The organism is Methylobacterium sp. CM6246, assembly GCF_054818005.1.
Window position 1 is genome coordinate 957,239 of record NZ_JBTXKY010000001.1, and the last position, 14,981, is coordinate 972,219.

A 14,981-nucleotide genomic window follows, 5' to 3' on the forward strand; every position below is an offset into this window, starting at 1 on the left:
ACATGCCGCCAGCGCGCGTCGGCCATGCCTCATGACCGGTGGCCCGGCCGTCGGACGCGCGGTAGGTGACGGCTCCTCCCAAGACGACCCCTTCGGGCCCGCTCGGCACAAGCCGCGGCGGGCTCTTTTTCGTTAAGCGTTTCCCCATACCCCTCTTCTGTATCCACGATCCGACGCCGGCCCGGCTCTCCGCCCGCCGCCGACGGATCGTTCGACGGCTTCCTTTGGCATCCCGCATGAAAAACCGCTTCGCGTTCCTGGCCTTGATGATCGTATGCGCGGGCCCGGCCCTCGCCCGGGGCGACCGGTCCGGGCCGGGCTGCGACGACCCGCAGACGACCGGCTCTCTGCCCACCGGGATGCGGGACCTGGACGCCCTGGCCGTCGAGTCCGACAGGGTCGCCGTGATCCCGCCCGAGGACAGCTGGCAGGAGCAGGCGCAGCAGAACGCGGAACGCCGCAGGCGGGAGCGTGCGGAAGGATGCGGGGTCGATTGACGGTCGCGGCATCGGGCGGGCCCACGCGCGACTCGCCCGGGCGGCCGCAAGCCGAACAGGAGGCGGGACAGCCCGCCACTTGTCGTTGATCCCCCGAGCAATCACCGCCACTGTACGCACGAATATGCCGACGCTGCCGGCAACCATCCGCGGGCGTGGACTTGAACGCGAAGGGCGATCCGACATGAGGCTTCTGGCTCTCGGTGCCGTCATGGCCCTCACGGCAGCACCGGAGGCGCTGGCGCAGAGCATGCAGGACGTCCCGGTCCAGCGCGACCTCAGGCGGATGGACCGGCTCGACAGGCGCCTCGACCGCGACGGCATCCGGCCGGTCGACCCGAACGTGACGCCGGACAATCCCGACGGCGTCGTCGGCTTCGACGGCGTGCCCGACAATTACGGCGACCGCGGCGTCATCGATGACGGCCCCCTGCCGCCTGGCTCGCCGGCCGATACCGACGACGACTGAGCGGCTGCCGCGCGGCGGGCGCGGTGCCGATCGCAGTGCAACCCAGTTCGCCGCTCGGGCTTTGATGTCACGCGCGCTGGCGCCCAGCCGGTCTCCGCTTCGGAGGTCCGCACGCTGCAGGCGATCGGGAGACGGACAGATGGCTGACGACACACCGGACGCCGACCGCGTCGCCCGGAGGATTGCCGAGAACGTCTACGCCGCGTTCTGCCGGCAGGCGACGATGCCGGCCCACCCGCTCGAAGAGCAGACGATCCTGGCACGGCTCGTCGAGGCGATCCGCCCCGAGGTCGGGACCGGTTCGCCCGGAGCGCTGGTCGAGGCCGCCAACGCGGCCCTGTCCGCATGGGAGCAGCGGGACCCCGAGATCCGCGGGCTGCGCGTCGTCGCGGTGAACCCGATCGATGGTGCCGTGACCGTCGGATAGGGCATCGTCCCGAAGGCCGGTCTCCGGCGTTCGGCGGGACGACGGGCCGCATTCGAATGGGAGCGCACCGTTCCAATTCCGCTGTCCGGCGCGATGGGCCGGCCGCGCGGGAGCGGTGACGAAGGGGGAGCGGTTTTGAGCAGGGGTGCGCATGCGCAAGGGTCGGTCCAGGTCTGGCGTATCGAAGCGGGCTTTGCCCGAGAGCCTGACGCAGCATCTCTCGGATCCGAAGATCCGGGTCCTCAAGACGCCGGATGGCCGACGCCGTTCCTTTCGCGCGGCCGGCGCTGTCCGGAAGGTCCTCGTCTCGCTCGTGACCCTCGCCGTGCTCGTGCTGGCCGGGGGGCACCTCGTGAACGCGTGGTAGGAAAACCGCGGCGGGATCGGCCCTACCTGAAACGGCCAGGCTGCCTATGTCTCCGCTGCAAGGAGCCGTTCAATCCATGATCATGATCATCATCTGCTTCCTCGCGCCATGGCTCGCCATGTTCCTGCGCGGGAAGGTTCTGCAGGGCATCCTCTGCATCATCCTCCACATCACGATCATCGGCTGGATCCCGGCGACGATCTGGGCCCTGGTGGTCACCCGCAGGGAAGCCGCCTGATACGCCGCCGGCGCTGACGAGGAGGTCCGCATGCCGCCCAAGCTCACCAAGACGATCATCGGGGCCGTGGTCGCCGTCGCGCTCGCGGCGGCGGTGTCCTACGGGGTCATCAGCCAGCAGACCGCCGATCAGATCCAGACCAAGGCCAACCAGACGCTGCAGACCGACCAGACCGCGCCGGGCCCGGCTCCGCAGCAGCAGACCCCGCCGCCGCCCCAGACTCCCAACCCGCAGTCTTCGAACCCGCAGTCTTCGAACCCGCAGTCTCCGAGCGATCCGACGGCGTCGCCGCAGGCGCCCGCGGCCCGTCCGTAGGGAGCCGCGTCCCTCGCTCCGCGACGCCGACGGGTCCCTGGGCCTGCGCCTTACTGGAGCGAGCCCGGACCCGGCGACATCGAGCGCCCGGCCTCGAGCAAGGCACGGATCTTCGCGGTGGCGTGGGCGAGGATGTCGGGGCGCGCCTCGTCGTAGGACGTTTCCGTGACGAAGCTCTGGAGCGCCTCCTCGATCCGGTCCTCGATCTCCTCCATGACCGTCAGGGCTTGCGGGCCCTCCCGGCGCAGGTAGGCATCCGCCAGGGCCAGGTAGGCCGCGCTGGCGAGTAGAAACGCGACCCCGTTGGCTTCCTGCGCCATCTCGGAGCCCGGCTCCGGGCTGCCGGCTTGGTCGTCCGAGAACTCATCGATCATAAAGTCATGCTCTGCACGGAATCCCTGCCAGAGCATGTCCCAGTTATTGCGGCGCACACAGCTGCAAAGACTGCGTATCAGCTTGACCGTAAGGCGCCGAATACTACTTTTGCGTCGATGATCTCAAATAATTGCACCCTGTGGTTGCAATTGCGCGCAAGGCTCCATCGATCCGTGTCGTCGCCGAGGGCGGGCCTTACGTCCTACACGATACCGCTGCCGTCGTACGGCCACGGCCGGCCGAGATGGGCCGCGACGGTGGCCGGATCGTCGCCGACCGCCCGCACGGCGGCCGTCACAGTCTCGACGGGCACCTGAAGGCGCCGCGCCCAGTACGCAGCCGAACTCGGGTCCTCGACGTTCACGCGCTTCGGCTCTTGGGACACATCGGACATGGCAACCTCCGCCGGGAGAACCGCCCGGGAGCCCGGACGGTTCAGACGCTGGGTACGGGGCGGGACGAGCCCCGGTCCGTACGGACTACCAGCCGCCGTAGAACCGGCGCGGGCCGTTGTAGCCCCCGGGGCCACGCTCGTAACCACCCCCGTGGCCGTACCCATATCCCGGACGGCCGCCATAGGGGCCCCGCGGGCCGCCATAGCCCCATCCGCGATCGTTGGGACGGCAATGACCCCACGGGTTCGGATGGAAGCCCGGACCGCAGCCGCCGGCCACGTGCTCGATCAGCCCGGCGCTGTCGGGCGGGGCGTACCCGAACGGGGCCGCCTGCGCCGCCGTGCCGGTGGCAAGTCCTGCCGCGACGATCGCGGCGATACCGAGCATCCTGGAACGCACCATGACCCGATCTCCTGAACCCGTCGGCCCGCATCTGCCGGACCGGATGACCAGAGGATGTGGCCGGCGGCCTGAACCGGTTCCGGTCGGATCGTTCATCAATCCGACGGGGACTGGATTGATCGATCGCAGGGCGGCCTTCCGGAATGACGCATCAAGACAGCGTGTTCGCCAGTCTGGCGCGCTGCGAAGACCCGTGCGGACGCGCACGGCGCCGGATCGCCGGCAGGCGTAGCAGTGTGGGTGCCGGATCCGGAACGCGGTGCGCCGCCAGGGTCCGGTCCGCCGCTTTCGACGCTCTCACCAGTATGCCCATCCGTCTGTACCGTGACAGGCTGAACCAGCTTCATTTTGGAACGGGCCGGCGGCCAAATTGTTGAAACGCCATATTCACCAGAACAGGACAACCCGGATGCGCAAGCTTGCACTCGCTTCGACGGCACTGCTCGGACTAGGCCTGCTGGCGTCGGCACCTGCCGAGGCACGCGGCTGGGGTTATGGCGGCGGCTACGGTCATGGCGGCTACGGATACCGGGGCGTCGGGTTCCGCGGCGGTTACGGCGGCTATCGTGGCTACGGCGGTTACGGCCGCGGCTACGGCTACCGTCGCGGCATCGGCCCGGGCGCAGCCATCGGCCTCGGCATCGCCGGCCTGGCCGCGGGCGCGATCGTGGCCAACAGCTACGGCGGCTACGGTGGCTACGGCTACGGACGCCCGGTCGGTTATTACGGCGGTGGCTACGGCTACGCGCCGGCCTACGGCTACGCCCCCGCTTACGGCTACGGCGGCGGCTACGGTTACCCGGCTTACGGCTACGGCTACTGAGCCTTCCACCACCTGACTCTGGCGTTTGTCGGGGCACTCGGATTCGATCCGGGTGCCCCTTTTCGCAGGTGGAATGCGCCGCACCCGAAGGCCTGAGGCCGCCTGGCCGTCGCTCCGGGCGGCGTCGTTCAGGTCAGGGTCGGATCATCGGCGGTGATGCCAACCGCCGTGCCGGCCGCCTCAGGGTGGGTGGAATCCGACGGGGCGATCGCTGCCCCAGCGGTGCCAGCGGGGGCCGTACCCGCCGACCCTGCGGTCGCCGTGGAACGTCGCTCGGACCACGACGGGTCGGGCAGCCGTTCGGTCGACGGGGACGGGACGACCGCCTCTCGGCTCGTCCCGGCCTGCATCGGAGGCGGTTTTTTATCGATCGCGCAGGCTTCCTCGCGTGAGAGCCGCTGGGGCGAGGGATCGGTCATGTGATGGGTGCGTCTGTCCATCGGGACAACTCCCGGTTTGGCTGCGCTTTCAGCGGAGCAAGACGCGCAGGTCGACCAGGGTGGTGATCAGGCCGATCGCAGCCAGGATGAGCATCAGCGCCAGGAACCCCACGATGATCCGGTCGAGCCAGCGATCCTCGTGGCTGCAGAACAGCGGTGGCTCTTCATCCAGCGGAGACCGTGCTTCGTCCCGGCTGCGGGGCGTGTGCTCGCGTTGCTTCCTATCCGCCATGTGAATCGTCGTGGTATCGGTCATGACGGCGCAAGATCAGGCCCACGGTCACGACCCTGACTGCTCCGACACGTAGCCGAGGGCGCTCCCGGCCGAGCCGCTGCTGTAGAGCGTCGAGAGATCGCCGAGCGACACGATGCCGACGAGCCGCTTGTCCCGGTCCAGCACCGGCAGGCGTCGGATCTGGAGTTCGCCCATGGTCTGCGCGCCCGCAGCACAATCCTCGTCGGCGTAGCAGTACCGGACCTCGGTGGTCATCGCCTCGCGTATGGGCGTATCCGGCCCCTTGCCCGCGGCGACCGCACGCACCGTGATATCGCGGTCCGTCAGCATGCCGACCAGCCGGTCGTTCTCGCCGACGGGAACGACACCCGCGTCCAGATCCGCCATCAAGCGCGCGGCGTCCCGGATGCTCTGGTCTGATCGTACGACGGATACGTCCGCGGTCATCACGTCACTGATCGGCATGGCATTCTCCCAAATGACGGCAACGGGGCTCGTGATCGCCAAACGCGGCGGATCAGCAAGATCTACAACCGATCAAAGCAAGACCATCGACAGTGTTCCGATCAACAAAGACGGACAGCAAAGATATTTCAGGCATCTTTGTTGATGTGGTCGATGTCAAAAGAGATCATTCCGGCTGCGGGGTGGCGCCGACCTTGGCCTCCCGCCCAAGCCGTAAGATCAAGGTGTTACGGACGATCCGGTTCAGGCCGCCGGGACGTTCCGCGCCGGTCCGGCCGACCGCATCAGCTGTCCCAGCGACAGGCAGGCGGCCATGACGAAGATGGAGCAGCCCGGCACCCACATCAGGACGCCGCCGAGTTGCTGATCCTCCAGTGGCGTGTAGCCCCAGATCGGGGCCGTCAGCAGGTGGTCGGCGAAGAGCGGCCGGCCCGCGAAGGTCAGGATCGCTCCCAGAAAGCCCATCTGGATCGACGTGCCGATGCCGACGCCCAGGGCGATCAGCGCGTCCCGCCCGTCGGCCAGCAGGGCCTGCCACACCATCAGGGCGCTGCCGAACAGGGTGATGTGCATCAGCCAGTAGACACGGTCGCTCGCGAAGGTGGCCGCGTACGGGGCGGGGCTGTGCCACAACCAGAGCGCCATCGCGAAGACCAGCCCCGCGACGACGGGGCCTGGGCGTCGCGTGCCCGCCGCCTGCCGGCCGATCAGCGCTCCGAACGCCAGGACCGGGCGTCCCAGGATGACGAGGGGCGCACCGATGAGGGAGATCACCATGTGCTGGCCGACCCGGGCGGAGAAGAGCGCCACGGAGAGGGCGCAGAGCGGCGACACCAGGGCCAGGCCGGTGATACCCCAGCCGGCGAGGAACGAAGCGCGCTCCCCGCGGCTCAGCCGGGCACGGGTGCTGCCCACTCCGTACAACCCCGCGATCACCAGGAGGACCGCGATCAGGACCGGGTCGAGGTTCCAGTGCGCCATCAGCGTGCCCGGATCGGGCGGGCTGCCACAATAGGGGATCTGCGCCGGCATCGTGCGCCTCCTCTCTTGGAAAACGATCGGCTGGAGCACGCGCCGCCGAGGCGGATACCGGTCCGGCGCAGGCGAGCACGTCGAATCGAGGATTGGGAACGGCTCTAGAGGGTAGCGACGCCCGCTTCGGCCACGGCTTGGTCCTGCTTCGAGAACCCGCCGCTGACACCGACGGCGCCGATCACCGTCCCGTCGCGCTTGAGCGGGATGCCACCGGCGAAAATGACGACCCGGGCGTGGTTGCTCGTATGGATGCCGAAGAACTGTTCGTCGGGCTGCGACAGCTCCGCCAGCGCTTTGGTCGAGATATCGAAAGCGCGGGCGGTGAACGCCTTGTTGATGGCGATGTCGATGCTGCCGAGCCATGCCCCGGGCTGCCGGGCGAAGGCCAGGAGGTGGCCGCCCGCATCGACCACGGCGATGATCCGCTTGGCGTCGTCGAGCGTGAGCATGGGCAATCTCCTTCGGGCCTCGGGAACCGGGCGAACGGTCAGAGCGGCGGGGCGATGCCGCCGGGCTTGCTCAGCGACTTCACGTAGGCCGCGATCTGCCACATCTGCTCGTCGGGGATCTTGCCGCGCCACGCGGGCATGCCCTTGGGGCGGCCCTCGTAGAGGGTGTCCACGATGTTCGGCAGGGAGCCGCCGTAGATCCAGTTGTCGTCCGACAGGGCCGGCCCGAAACCGCCGCCCCCGCCGGCGTGGCAGCCGTTGCAGTTGAAGGCGGCGTAGAGGGCCTTGCCCTGCTCGATCGCGGCCGGGTCGTTCTCATACTTCTTGGCCTTCTCCGCGCCGGTCGTCGGGACCGCGGCGCCACCGACGCCCTGGGGCGTCAGCACCACTTGAGGCTGCTGGTTGCCCGCGGGGTCCTGGGCGAGCGCACGGTGCAGCATGGGCCCGGACACCAGGGCGACGAGACCGGCGAGGAGGGCATGGCGGCGCATCATCGTTGCGAATCCTGGCGTGAGGGCGTTGGGTTCGGAGCGTCCTGGGTCTCCGGCGTGTCGAGGCGCGGCACGCCATAATCGACCAGGATGGCGTCGATCTCGGCTCGGTGCCGCCGCAACGCTCCGCCGATCTCCTGGGCGAAGGCGCCCCCGTCCTCCTCGCGGCGCACGGCGAAGCCGATGTCGAAGGCGAGCGGCAGACGGGCCCCGTCGAAGGGCGGCCGCACGAGGTGGACCTGAAGCGGCGGATCCTGCCGGGCGGCGAAGTAGCCCGCCAACGGCCCCCAGACGACGGCGACGTCGACCTCGCCCTTCGCGACCGCCTCGACGATCCGCGAGGGCGGGTGCGGCGTGCCGTAATCGCCGTAGAGATCGTAACCGCGCACGTTCGCCACGATTCCCCGTCGGGACAGGGCGTGGGCCGGGGGCGTGTTGTAGCCGTCGTCCCCGACCATCTGCACGCCGATGCGCAGGTCTTTCAGGCGCGGATCGTCGAGGGCGGTGATGGGTACGGCATCCGCCTTCTGCACGAAGGCGTAGCCGGACCGGTAGACCGGCGCGGTCGGTCGAGCCATCTCCACGCCGACCGGCAGGCCCGGCACCACGTCGCACAGGCCGGCATTGAGCGTGTTGCGGAGGAACCCGCGCCGCTGCGCCCACCACGTATAGGTGAGCTGGGCGCCGAGGTCCTTCGCGACGATTTCGGCGATCCTGTTCTCGAAGCCTCCCCCGGCCTTGTCGGAGAAGGGCAGATTGTTCGGGTCGGCGCAGACCCGCAGGTCGCGTGCCGCGGCCGGCTTCAGGGTCGCGGTCGCCAGCAGGGGCAGCGCAGCCGCCAGCGCAACGAGACGCGCGGCCATGCTAGGCCGGGTTCTTGGCCAGCTTGAAGACATACAGCGTGCCTCCGGCCGTGGTGTATTGCGGGAGGTCGCGCATGGCCGCCACGAAACCGAGCGCCGCGGTACCCTCCTTCGGGTCGAGCCCGGCCGACACCAGTGCCCCGGACCAGCCGCCGACACCGTCGATAATCGAGACGTATTGGTGTCCGTCCGGCCCCTTCCACGTGGTGGGCTGGCCGATGATCCCGGAGCCGGTCTTGAACTTCCAAAGCTCCTTGCCGGTATGCGCGTCGACCGCTTTGAACCAGCCGTCCATGGTCCCGTAGAAGACGAGGCCGCCGGCCGTCGCCACCGCCCCGCCCCAGACCGGGAACTTCTCCTTGATCGTCCAGGCCTCCGAGCCGTCGGTGACGTTCCAGGCGGTGAACTCGCCGCGGTGGCCGCCGGGGCCCGGCTTCATGTTCACGTCGGCCCCGACATAGGGCGTGCCCTCGATGTACCCGACCTCGGACAGGCGCTCGTCCATGCAGAGGTTGTTGTGCGGCAGGTAGAGGAAGCCGGTCTGGGGCGAATAGCTCGACGGGCTCCAATCCTTGGCGCCGGGCGGGCTCGGGCAGATGTCGCGCACCACGGTGTCGACCTTCGGTGCCTTCTCGGTGTTGTGTTTCAGCTTGCCGGTCTTCAGGTCCACGCCGAAATTGGTGTTGGTGTAGTGGTAGGTGCCGGCCGAGAGGACTTCGCCGTTCGTGCGGTCCATCAGGTAGACGTGGCCGTTCCGGTCCGGATGGACGAGGGCCTTGCGCGGCTTGCCCTTCCACTCGATGTCGAGCAGCACGTTCTCGTTGACGCCGTCGTGGTCGTAATAGTCGTGCGGGCTGAACTGGTAATACCACCGCGCGTTGCCCGTATCGACGTCGCGGGCGAAGATCCCGGCAGTGAACTTGTTGTCGCCCGGTCGCTGCTCATGGTTCCACGGCCCGGGATTCGACGTGCCGTAATAGACGAGCCGGAGATCCGGGTCGTAGCTGACCCAGCCCCAGACCGAGCCGCCGCCATGCCGCCACATGTCGGAGGGCCAGGACTTGACCCCGAGGTCCTTGCCCTTCTCCTGGTCGTAGAAGGGCTTGTAATCCGCCCCGATCTTCACGTCGGTATCCGGGCCCGTCGTGTAGGCGCGCCAGATCTCCTTGCCGGAGCCGAGATCCAGGGCCTTCGACCAGCCGCGTACGCCGAGTTCCCCGCCGGAATTGCCGACGATGACCTTGTCCCCCGCCACCAGCGGGGCCATCGTCATCGTCTCGCCCTGGTTGATGTCGCCGTTCTTGTGCCGCCAGACCTCCTTGCCGGTCCTGGCGTCCACGGCCACCGTGACGTTGTCGAGGGTGTTGTAGAGGACCTTGCCGCCCGCATAGGTCGGCCCGCGGTTGACCGTGTCGCAGCACGCGACCCCCTGCGAGGCGATCTCCGATTTCGGGTCATAGGACCACTTCATCGGGAAACCGGGCTTGGTCAGGTCGAGCGCGTAGAGGATGTTGGGGAAGGCGGAGACCAGGTAGAGCGTGTCGCCGACCACGATCGGTGCACTCTCCTGGCCGCGGTTCGTCCCGACCGAGAACGTCGAGGCCACCTGCATGCTCTGGACGTTGTCTTTGGTGATCTCGTCGAGGTCGCTGTAGCGGGTGAGCGCCGTGTTGCGCCCGGGGCTCGGCCATTGACCGGCGTTGTCCGTGTCGGCCTTCGCGGCGAAGGCCGGTAGCGTCGCCTTCGAGGCGCTTTCCGTGACGGGGTTGACGGTCGGCATGAGGACCTGAGGGTTCTTCGCCAGTTCGTCCCCGGGGGGCGGCGTCTTGCCTGAGGGCCCCTCCGTTCCGGTCCCCTTGCCCGTCGCAGGGCTCCTGTCCCGGCCCGCATCCTGAGCGAACGCGACGCTGCCCCAGACAAGTGCGATAACAGATACCGAGGTGACGGTCAGTCGCATGATCGCTCCGTCGCAGCAGACCGGGCCAAGTCGATGCTCGCCCCCTGTCGAGCCAACCGCGATCTTCCATTCGGGTTCTCAAAGTAAGGGTTTTTATTGCGAAAAGAATTCCGCCGGGATTTATGATCTATGTTGTTTCGGTAGGTCGGTGGGAGATGAACGATAGACTTCAAGATAGAGTGTGCGGGGCCGGCCCCCCTGGACGGGTTCATCGCTTCATGAGGTAGCGCTTGCGCGAGGACAGCAGGTCAGGGCATCGCGATGGCCGGGACTTCCTGCTTGCCGGCGCGACGCTCGGCGTAGCTTTACTGTGTGACCCCGCCTGCGCGGCGGCGGCCCCGCTCGGGTACATGACCGCGTTCGGCACGCGGGCCGACGGCATCCTGCCGCTGACCTACGGCACGATGGCGATCTCCTGCCTCGTCTCGGTGCTGATCGCGGCCCTGTTGGCCTGGGCCCTCCTCCGCCACCGGGGAACCGACCGTTCGGGCAATCCCCGAGCGCTGGCCGTGGCTCGTTCGGGCGGCGGCCTGCCGTGGATCTATGTCGGCGTCGGCGTCTCGACCCTCGTGCTGTTCGGCGCGGCGGCCTGGACGATGGTGGTGCTCTCCACCGTGGCCCGGCCCGCGACCAAGCCCAGGCTCACGATCGAGATCACCGCCCGGCAATGGTGGTGGGGTGTGCGCTACCTCAGCCCCGATCACGCGCGCACCTTCACCACCGCCAACGAGATCCACATTCCCGTCGGCGAGCCTGTGGCGTTCAAGCTCGCGAGCGAGGACGTGATCCACTCGTTCTGGGTGCCGGCGCTGCACGGCAAGACGGACGTCATCCCCGGCCAGACCAACACGACCTGGCTTCAGGCGCGGGTGCCCGGCACGTATCGCGGGCAATGCACGGAGTATTGCGGGCAGCAGCACGCGCATATGGGCTTCGTCGTCATCGCGCAGGAGCCTGAGGCGTTCGAGACGTGGTATCGGCATCAGCTGGCGCCGACACCGCCGCCGACCGGCGACCTCGCTGAGGCGCAGACGACCTTCGCGGCCAAATGCGGCCTGTGCCACGCCGTGCGCGGAACGCCGGTGGGCGGCAGGCTCGGACCGGACCTCACCCATCTGAAGTCGCGCACGACCCTCGCTGCCGGGACCGTGCCCAACAACCCCGGTTATCGCGGCGCCTGGATCGCCGATCCGCAGCACATCAAGCCGGGGTCGAAAATGCCTCGTCTCGACATCTCGGGCCCGGAGCTCGCCCGGGTCCAGGCTTATCTCGATACGCTGGATTAGCGTCCGGACCCATAACGGTGGCGCGGACGGCTCGGGTGTGATTCACGGCTCCCATGGGAGGGGCCGATGGATCAGTTCTGGCTGACGGACGAGCAGTTTGCGAAGATCGCACCGCATTTGCCGAACGATACGCGCGGCAAGGAACGCGTGGACGACCGGCGGGTGATCAGCGGTATCGTCCATGTGCTGAAGTCCGGCGGCCGCTGGACGGACGCACCGCGCGAGGTCTACGGGCCGAAGAAGACGCTCTACAACCGCTTCGTGCGCTGGGCGGCCAAGGGCGTCTGGGTCGCGCTGTTCGAGACGCTCGCGCAGGCTGGCGGCCCGCCGTCCCAGGTGCTGATCGATTCCACCGCCGTGAAAGCGCACCGCTGCGCGGCGGGAGGAAAAGGGGGGAGCAAAACCAAGCGATCGGCCGCTCGCGGGGCGGTCGCACGACCAAGATCCATGCGCTCACGGACCGCTTCTGTCGCCCGCTCGCCTTCCTCCTGACCGGCGGGCAGGTCGCCGATTGCAAGGCCGGCGCGCTGCTGCTCGAACGCCTGCCCGCCTGCCGCATCGTGCTGGCCGACAAGGGCTACGACAGCGACGCCATCCGCCGGCAGATCGAGGCCACGGGGGCCGCACCCAACATCCCGCCCAAGGTCAATCGCCTCTGGAAACCGTGCTTCTCGCCCGTGCTCTATCGCGGACGCAACGCCATCGAGCGCATGTTCGGCCGCCTCAAGGACTTCCGGCGTATCGCCACACGCTACGACCGCCTGGCAACCAACTACCTCGCCGCTGTCTGTCTCGCCGCCACCCTCAGCTACTGGTTATGAGTCCGGACGCTAGGAGACCGCCATGGCGCATTCACCGGCGGCCTCCCCCGCGCGCATCCCCGAGGCGATCGAGCGGCCCGGCCAGGACGTGCTCGACCGGCTGGAGCGGATCTGGCGGACCGAGCCCGGCCTCCTCGGGGTGGTGGGCACCGTCGATCACAAGATCATCGGCATCCGCTACCTCGTCACCGCCTTCGCCTTCCTCATCGCGGGTGGCCTGGAGGCCCTTGTGATCCGCCTGCAGCTCGCCGGCCCCGACCGGGCGCTGATCTCGCCGCAGGCCTACAATCAGCTCTTCACGATGCACGGCGTGACGATGATGTTCCTCTACGCCTTCCCCGTGCTCTCCGGCTTCTCGAACTACCTCTGGCCGCTGCTGCTGGGCTCGCGCGACATGGCCTTCCCCCGGCTCAATGCCTTGTCCTACTGGATCTTCCTGGCCTCGGGGCTCTTCCTCTACGCGAGCTTCTTCATCGGGCAGGCGCCGGACGACGGCTGGTTCAACTACGTCCCCTACGCGTCGAAGGTCTACAATGCCGGCCCCAACATCGACTGGTATCTGCTGGGCCTGATCTTCCTGGGCATTTCCACGACCGTCGGTTCGGTGAACTTCGTCGTGACGTTGATGCGCACCCGCGCGCCGGGCATGTCGATCAACCGCCTGCCGATCCTGGTCTGGGGCACGATGACCGCCTCGGTCGCCAACCTGTTCGCGGTGCCGGCGGTCAGCCTCGCCTGCCTGCTCCTGTGGCTCGACCGGCAGTTCGGCACGACGTTCTTCGATCCGCGGGACGGCGGCTCGCCGCTGCTGTGGCAGCACCTGTTCTGGATGTTCGGCCACCCATGGGTCTACGCCCTGGTGCTGCCGGCCATGGGCATCGTCTCGGACGCCCTGCCCACCTTCTGCCGCCGGCCGCTGGTCGGCTACACCCTGGTGGCGCTCGGCACCGTCGCCACCATGATCTTCGGCTTCGGCGTGTGGGTGCACCACATGTTCGCCACCGGCATCCCCGACCTCGCGCTCTCCTTCCTCTCGGCGGCTTCGATCGTGATCGCGGTGCCGAGCGCGGTGGCGGTCTTCGCCTGGATCGCCACGATCTGGGGCGGGCGACCTGTCGTCACCACGGCGTTCCTGTTCTTCGTGGGCTTCGTCCTGCTGTTCGTGATCGGCGGCGTCTCCGGCTTCATGACCGGCTCGGTACCGGTCGACTGGCAGTTGACGGACACGTACTTCGTGGTGGCGCACATCCACTACGTTCTGGTCGGCATCAACGTCTTCCCGGTGATCGGCGGAATCTATTACTGGTTCCCGAAATTCACCGGCCGGATGATGAACGAGCGCCTCGGCCGGTGGAACGTCTGGACGATGTTCGTGGGCTTCAACCTCGGCTTCTTCCCGATGCACATCACCGGCCTGATGGGGATGCCCCGGCGCATCTACACCTACGGCCCGGAGATGGGCTGGACCAACCTCAACCTCGTCACCACGATCGGGTCCTTCCTGTTCGCGCTCGGCGTGCTCCTGTTCCTCGTCAACGTCGCGATCAGCCTGCGGGGCGGAGCGGTGGCGGGCGACAATCCCTGGGACGCGCCGACCCTCGAATGGGCGACCCCGTCACCGCCGCCGCCCTACAACTTCGCGGTGATCCCCACCGTGGCGAGCCGCCATCCGCTCTGGGAGGACCGCCTCGATGCCGACGAGCGCACCGACCGCTCGCAGATCGACCGGGGTCTCCTCCTCGACCACGGCCGGGAAACCATCGCGACGACGGTGCTGGATGCCGAGCCCGACGTGATCCTGAAGATGCCCGGCGACAGCCAAGCGCCGTTCTGGCTGACGGTCGCCCTGGCCCTGCTGTTCGTGGCGCTGCTCCTCCACGCGTGGTGGCTCGCGGGGGCGGCGATGATCGGCACCGGCCTCGCCATTTTGGCCTGGCTCTGGCCGGAACGCGGCCTCGGGCAGCGGCTTGCCGCAGCGACGGGAGCCCCCGCCCATGGCTGATTCAGCAACGCTCGCACCGCCGGCGGACAGGACCCTGGAGCCCGCCGAGCGGGCCCTGCCGGTCGGCACGGTGAGCGACGTCCGCTCCTCCGGCATGCTCGGGATGCTGTTCCTGATCCTGACCGAGGCGACGATCTTTGGCTACCTGATCTTCGGATACTTCTACACGGCCGCCTCCGCGCAGGGCGCATGGCCACCGCAGGGGTCGCCCGGCCTCGGCTACGCCCTCACCAACCTCGTCCTCGCCGTCATCAGCGCCGGGGCGGTATGGTGGGCGGATCGCGCCATTCGCGTCGACCAGCCGCGCCCCGCCGCAGCCGGTCTGGCTGCGGCGTTCCTCCTGGGCCTCGTCTTCCTGGGCATCCAGGGGCTCGATTGGCGCGCCCATGCGAGCCTCACGGCCGGGGCCTACCGTTCCCTGTACCTGACGATCACCGGGGTCCACGTCGCGCATCTCGTCGTCGGACTCGGAATCCTGGCGGCCCTGAGCGGCTGGACGCTGCGCGGCTATTTCGGCGCCGCGCGGTCGGCGCCGGTGCGGATCGGGGCCGCCTACTGGTACTTCGTCGTCGCTGCCGAGGTCGCGGTCTTCGCGACCCTGTCCCTGTCGCCACACCTGAGTTAGCGCG

22 protein-coding genes are annotated in these 14,981 nt (G+C 68.4%); 11 read left to right on the top strand and 11 right to left on the bottom strand.

Annotation, left to right across the window (positions count from 1 at the left end; all coding sequences use genetic code 11):
• The first annotated feature begins 236 nt into the window (after positions 1–236).
• From ACYQPG_RS04835 to ACYQPG_RS04860, 6 genes are all read left to right on the top strand, one after another.
• On the top strand, positions 237–497 hold the full coding sequence (locus ACYQPG_RS04835) for a hypothetical protein (RefSeq protein ID WP_147908668.1): 261 nt from the start codon (positions 237–239) through the stop codon (positions 495–497).
• A 184-nt stretch (positions 498–681) separates the two neighbouring features.
• A complete protein-coding gene (locus tag ACYQPG_RS04840; RefSeq protein WP_187193509.1) occupies positions 682–966 on the top strand; it encodes a hypothetical protein in 285 nt (94 codons plus the stop codon).
• Positions 967–1,105: 139 nt separating this feature from the next.
• The gene (locus ACYQPG_RS04845; protein WP_461230398.1) at positions 1,106–1,393 is read left to right on the top strand and encodes a hypothetical protein; all 288 of its coding nucleotides are present in this window, start codon (positions 1,106–1,108) and stop codon (positions 1,391–1,393) included.
• Positions 1,394–1,586: 193 nt separating this feature from the next.
• Positions 1,587–1,760 (top strand): hypothetical protein, encoded by a 174-nt coding sequence (locus tag ACYQPG_RS04850; protein WP_187193510.1) that lies wholly within the window; start codon positions 1,587–1,589, stop codon positions 1,758–1,760.
• Between the two features lie 76 nt (positions 1,761–1,836).
• Positions 1,837–1,998 (top strand): YqaE/Pmp3 family membrane protein, encoded by a 162-nt coding sequence (locus tag ACYQPG_RS04855; RefSeq protein WP_147908665.1) that lies wholly within the window; start codon positions 1,837–1,839, stop codon positions 1,996–1,998.
• 30 nt (positions 1,999–2,028) lie between these two features.
• Positions 2,029–2,313 (top strand): hypothetical protein, encoded by a 285-nt coding sequence (locus tag ACYQPG_RS04860; RefSeq protein WP_461230399.1) that lies wholly within the window; start codon positions 2,029–2,031, stop codon positions 2,311–2,313.
• Between the two features lie 50 nt (positions 2,314–2,363).
• Here the strand turns inward: ACYQPG_RS04860 and ACYQPG_RS04865 are convergent, their stop codons facing one another.
• The 3 genes from ACYQPG_RS04865 to ACYQPG_RS04875 all read right to left on the bottom strand — a co-directional run bounded on the left by ACYQPG_RS04865 (position 2,364) and on the right by ACYQPG_RS04875 (position 3,485).
• Positions 2,364–2,687 (bottom strand): hypothetical protein, encoded by a 324-nt coding sequence (locus ACYQPG_RS04865; RefSeq protein ID WP_147940280.1) that lies wholly within the window; start codon positions 2,685–2,687, stop codon positions 2,364–2,366.
• Between the two features lie 203 nt (positions 2,688–2,890).
• On the bottom strand, positions 2,891–3,082 hold the full coding sequence (locus ACYQPG_RS04870) for a DUF3606 domain-containing protein (RefSeq protein ID WP_147908662.1): 192 nt from the start codon (positions 3,080–3,082) through the stop codon (positions 2,891–2,893).
• Positions 3,083–3,167: 85 nt separating this feature from the next.
• Complete coding sequence (locus ACYQPG_RS04875; protein ID WP_461230400.1) at positions 3,168–3,485, bottom strand: GCG_CRPN prefix-to-repeats domain-containing protein; 318 nt, start codon at positions 3,483–3,485, stop codon at positions 3,168–3,170.
• A gap of 409 nt (positions 3,486–3,894) precedes the next feature.
• Between ACYQPG_RS04875 and ACYQPG_RS04880 the strand changes: the two genes are divergently transcribed.
• The gene (locus tag ACYQPG_RS04880) at positions 3,895–4,308 is read left to right on the top strand and encodes a hypothetical protein (protein ID WP_147940279.1); all 414 of its coding nucleotides are present in this window, start codon (positions 3,895–3,897) and stop codon (positions 4,306–4,308) included.
• A 128-nt stretch (positions 4,309–4,436) separates the two neighbouring features.
• On the opposite strand, the gene ACYQPG_RS04885 is transcribed toward ACYQPG_RS04880, so the two are convergent.
• The 8 genes from ACYQPG_RS04885 to ACYQPG_RS04920 all read right to left on the bottom strand — a co-directional run bounded on the left by ACYQPG_RS04885 (position 4,437) and on the right by ACYQPG_RS04920 (position 10,066).
• A complete protein-coding gene (locus ACYQPG_RS04885; RefSeq protein WP_461230401.1) occupies positions 4,437–4,748 on the bottom strand; it encodes a hypothetical protein in 312 nt (103 codons plus the stop codon).
• Positions 4,749–4,776: 28 nt separating this feature from the next.
• Complete coding sequence (locus tag ACYQPG_RS04890) at positions 4,777–4,980, bottom strand: hypothetical protein (protein ID WP_461230403.1); 204 nt, start codon at positions 4,978–4,980, stop codon at positions 4,777–4,779.
• Between the two features lie 48 nt (positions 4,981–5,028).
• On the bottom strand, positions 5,029–5,448 hold the full coding sequence (locus ACYQPG_RS04895; RefSeq protein ID WP_147908658.1) for a CBS domain-containing protein: 420 nt from the start codon (positions 5,446–5,448) through the stop codon (positions 5,029–5,031).
• A 243-nt stretch (positions 5,449–5,691) separates the two neighbouring features.
• Positions 5,692–6,480 (bottom strand): cytochrome c oxidase assembly protein, encoded by a 789-nt coding sequence (locus ACYQPG_RS04900; protein WP_419828840.1) that lies wholly within the window; start codon positions 6,478–6,480, stop codon positions 5,692–5,694.
• Positions 6,481–6,584: 104 nt separating this feature from the next.
• The gene (locus ACYQPG_RS04905; RefSeq protein WP_419828841.1) at positions 6,585–6,932 is read right to left on the bottom strand and encodes a GlcG/HbpS family heme-binding protein; all 348 of its coding nucleotides are present in this window, start codon (positions 6,930–6,932) and stop codon (positions 6,585–6,587) included.
• Positions 6,933–6,970: 38 nt separating this feature from the next.
• Complete coding sequence (locus ACYQPG_RS04910; RefSeq protein WP_147908655.1) at positions 6,971–7,426, bottom strand: c-type cytochrome; 456 nt, start codon at positions 7,424–7,426, stop codon at positions 6,971–6,973.
• On the bottom strand, positions 7,423–8,286 hold the full coding sequence (locus ACYQPG_RS04915; protein ID WP_461230404.1) for a substrate-binding domain-containing protein: 864 nt from the start codon (positions 8,284–8,286) through the stop codon (positions 7,423–7,425). The genes ACYQPG_RS04910 and ACYQPG_RS04915 overlap by 4 nt, the downstream gene beginning before the upstream one ends.
• Position 8,287: 1 nt before the next feature.
• Complete coding sequence (locus tag ACYQPG_RS04920; protein ID WP_461230405.1) at positions 8,288–10,066, bottom strand: methanol/ethanol family PQQ-dependent dehydrogenase; 1,779 nt, start codon at positions 10,064–10,066, stop codon at positions 8,288–8,290.
• Positions 10,067–10,473: 407 nt separating this feature from the next.
• Here ACYQPG_RS04920 and coxB point away from each other — a divergent pair, with 407 nt between their 5' ends.
• The 4 genes from coxB (at position 10,474) to ACYQPG_RS04940 (ending at position 14,977) form a co-directional block, all read left to right on the top strand.
• Positions 10,474–11,529 carry a cytochrome c oxidase subunit II gene (gene coxB / locus ACYQPG_RS04925; protein WP_246692798.1) on the top strand — a complete coding sequence of 352 codons (1,056 nt, stop codon included), beginning with the start codon at positions 10,474–10,476 and terminating at the stop codon, positions 11,527–11,529.
• Positions 11,530–11,595: 66 nt separating this feature from the next.
• Positions 11,596–12,350 (top strand): IS5 family transposase gene (locus ACYQPG_RS04930; protein ID WP_461230406.1). Its coding sequence is split into 2 segments (ribosomal slippage): positions 11,596–11,926 and positions 11,926–12,350, totalling 756 coding nucleotides; the frame shifts between segments, so codons are not numbered across the junction.
• A gap of 22 nt (positions 12,351–12,372) precedes the next feature.
• Complete coding sequence (gene ctaD, locus ACYQPG_RS04935) at positions 12,373–14,352, top strand: cytochrome c oxidase subunit I (protein WP_461230407.1); 1,980 nt, start codon at positions 12,373–12,375, stop codon at positions 14,350–14,352.
• The gene (locus ACYQPG_RS04940) at positions 14,345–14,977 is read left to right on the top strand and encodes a cytochrome c oxidase subunit 3 (protein ID WP_147940274.1); all 633 of its coding nucleotides are present in this window, start codon (positions 14,345–14,347) and stop codon (positions 14,975–14,977) included. The genes ctaD and ACYQPG_RS04940 overlap by 8 nt, the downstream gene beginning before the upstream one ends.
• Positions 14,978–14,981 lie beyond the last annotated feature (4 nt).

Coding starts and splice junctions, on each gene's coding strand:
- ACYQPG_RS04870 (WP_147908662.1), bottom strand. CDS start 3,082: ATGTCCGATGTGTCCCAAGAGCCGAAGCGCGTGAACGTCGAGGACCCG.
- ACYQPG_RS04840 (WP_187193509.1), top strand. CDS start 682: ATGAGGCTTCTGGCTCTCGGTGCCGTCATGGCCCTCACGGCAGCACCG.
- ACYQPG_RS04920 (WP_461230405.1), bottom strand. CDS start 10,066: ATGCCGACCGTCAACCCCGTCACGGAAAGCGCCTCGAAGGCGACGCTA.
- ACYQPG_RS04940 (WP_147940274.1), top strand. CDS start 14,345: ATGGCTGATTCAGCAACGCTCGCACCGCCGGCGGACAGGACCCTGGAG.
- ACYQPG_RS04865 (WP_147940280.1), bottom strand. CDS start 2,687: ATGATCGATGAGTTCTCGGACGACCAAGCCGGCAGCCCGGAGCCGGGC.
- ACYQPG_RS04885 (WP_461230401.1), bottom strand. CDS start 4,748: ATGGACAGACGCACCCATCACATGACCGATCCCTCGCCCCAGCGGCTC.
- ACYQPG_RS04880 (WP_147940279.1), top strand. CDS start 3,895: ATGCGCAAGCTTGCACTCGCTTCGACGGCACTGCTCGGACTAGGCCTG.
- ACYQPG_RS04835 (WP_147908668.1), top strand. CDS start 237: ATGAAAAACCGCTTCGCGTTCCTGGCCTTGATGATCGTATGCGCGGGC.
- ACYQPG_RS04905 (WP_419828841.1), bottom strand. CDS start 6,932: ATGCTCACGCTCGACGACGCCAAGCGGATCATCGCCGTGGTCGATGCG.
- ACYQPG_RS04845 (WP_461230398.1), top strand. CDS start 1,106: ATGGCTGACGACACACCGGACGCCGACCGCGTCGCCCGGAGGATTGCC.
- ACYQPG_RS04860 (WP_461230399.1), top strand. CDS start 2,029: ATGCCGCCCAAGCTCACCAAGACGATCATCGGGGCCGTGGTCGCCGTC.
- ACYQPG_RS04890 (WP_461230403.1), bottom strand. CDS start 4,980: ATGGCGGATAGGAAGCAACGCGAGCACACGCCCCGCAGCCGGGACGAA.
- ACYQPG_RS04875 (WP_461230400.1), bottom strand. CDS start 3,485: ATGGTGCGTTCCAGGATGCTCGGTATCGCCGCGATCGTCGCGGCAGGA.
- ACYQPG_RS04855 (WP_147908665.1), top strand. CDS start 1,837: ATGATCATGATCATCATCTGCTTCCTCGCGCCATGGCTCGCCATGTTC.
- ctaD (WP_461230407.1), top strand. CDS start 12,373: ATGGCGCATTCACCGGCGGCCTCCCCCGCGCGCATCCCCGAGGCGATC.
- ACYQPG_RS04915 (WP_461230404.1), bottom strand. CDS start 8,286: ATGGCCGCGCGTCTCGTTGCGCTGGCGGCTGCGCTGCCCCTGCTGGCG.
- ACYQPG_RS04895 (WP_147908658.1), bottom strand. CDS start 5,448: ATGCCGATCAGTGACGTGATGACCGCGGACGTATCCGTCGTACGATCA.
- ACYQPG_RS04910 (WP_147908655.1), bottom strand. CDS start 7,426: ATGATGCGCCGCCATGCCCTCCTCGCCGGTCTCGTCGCCCTGGTGTCC.
- ACYQPG_RS04900 (WP_419828840.1), bottom strand. CDS start 6,480: ATGCCGGCGCAGATCCCCTATTGTGGCAGCCCGCCCGATCCGGGCACG.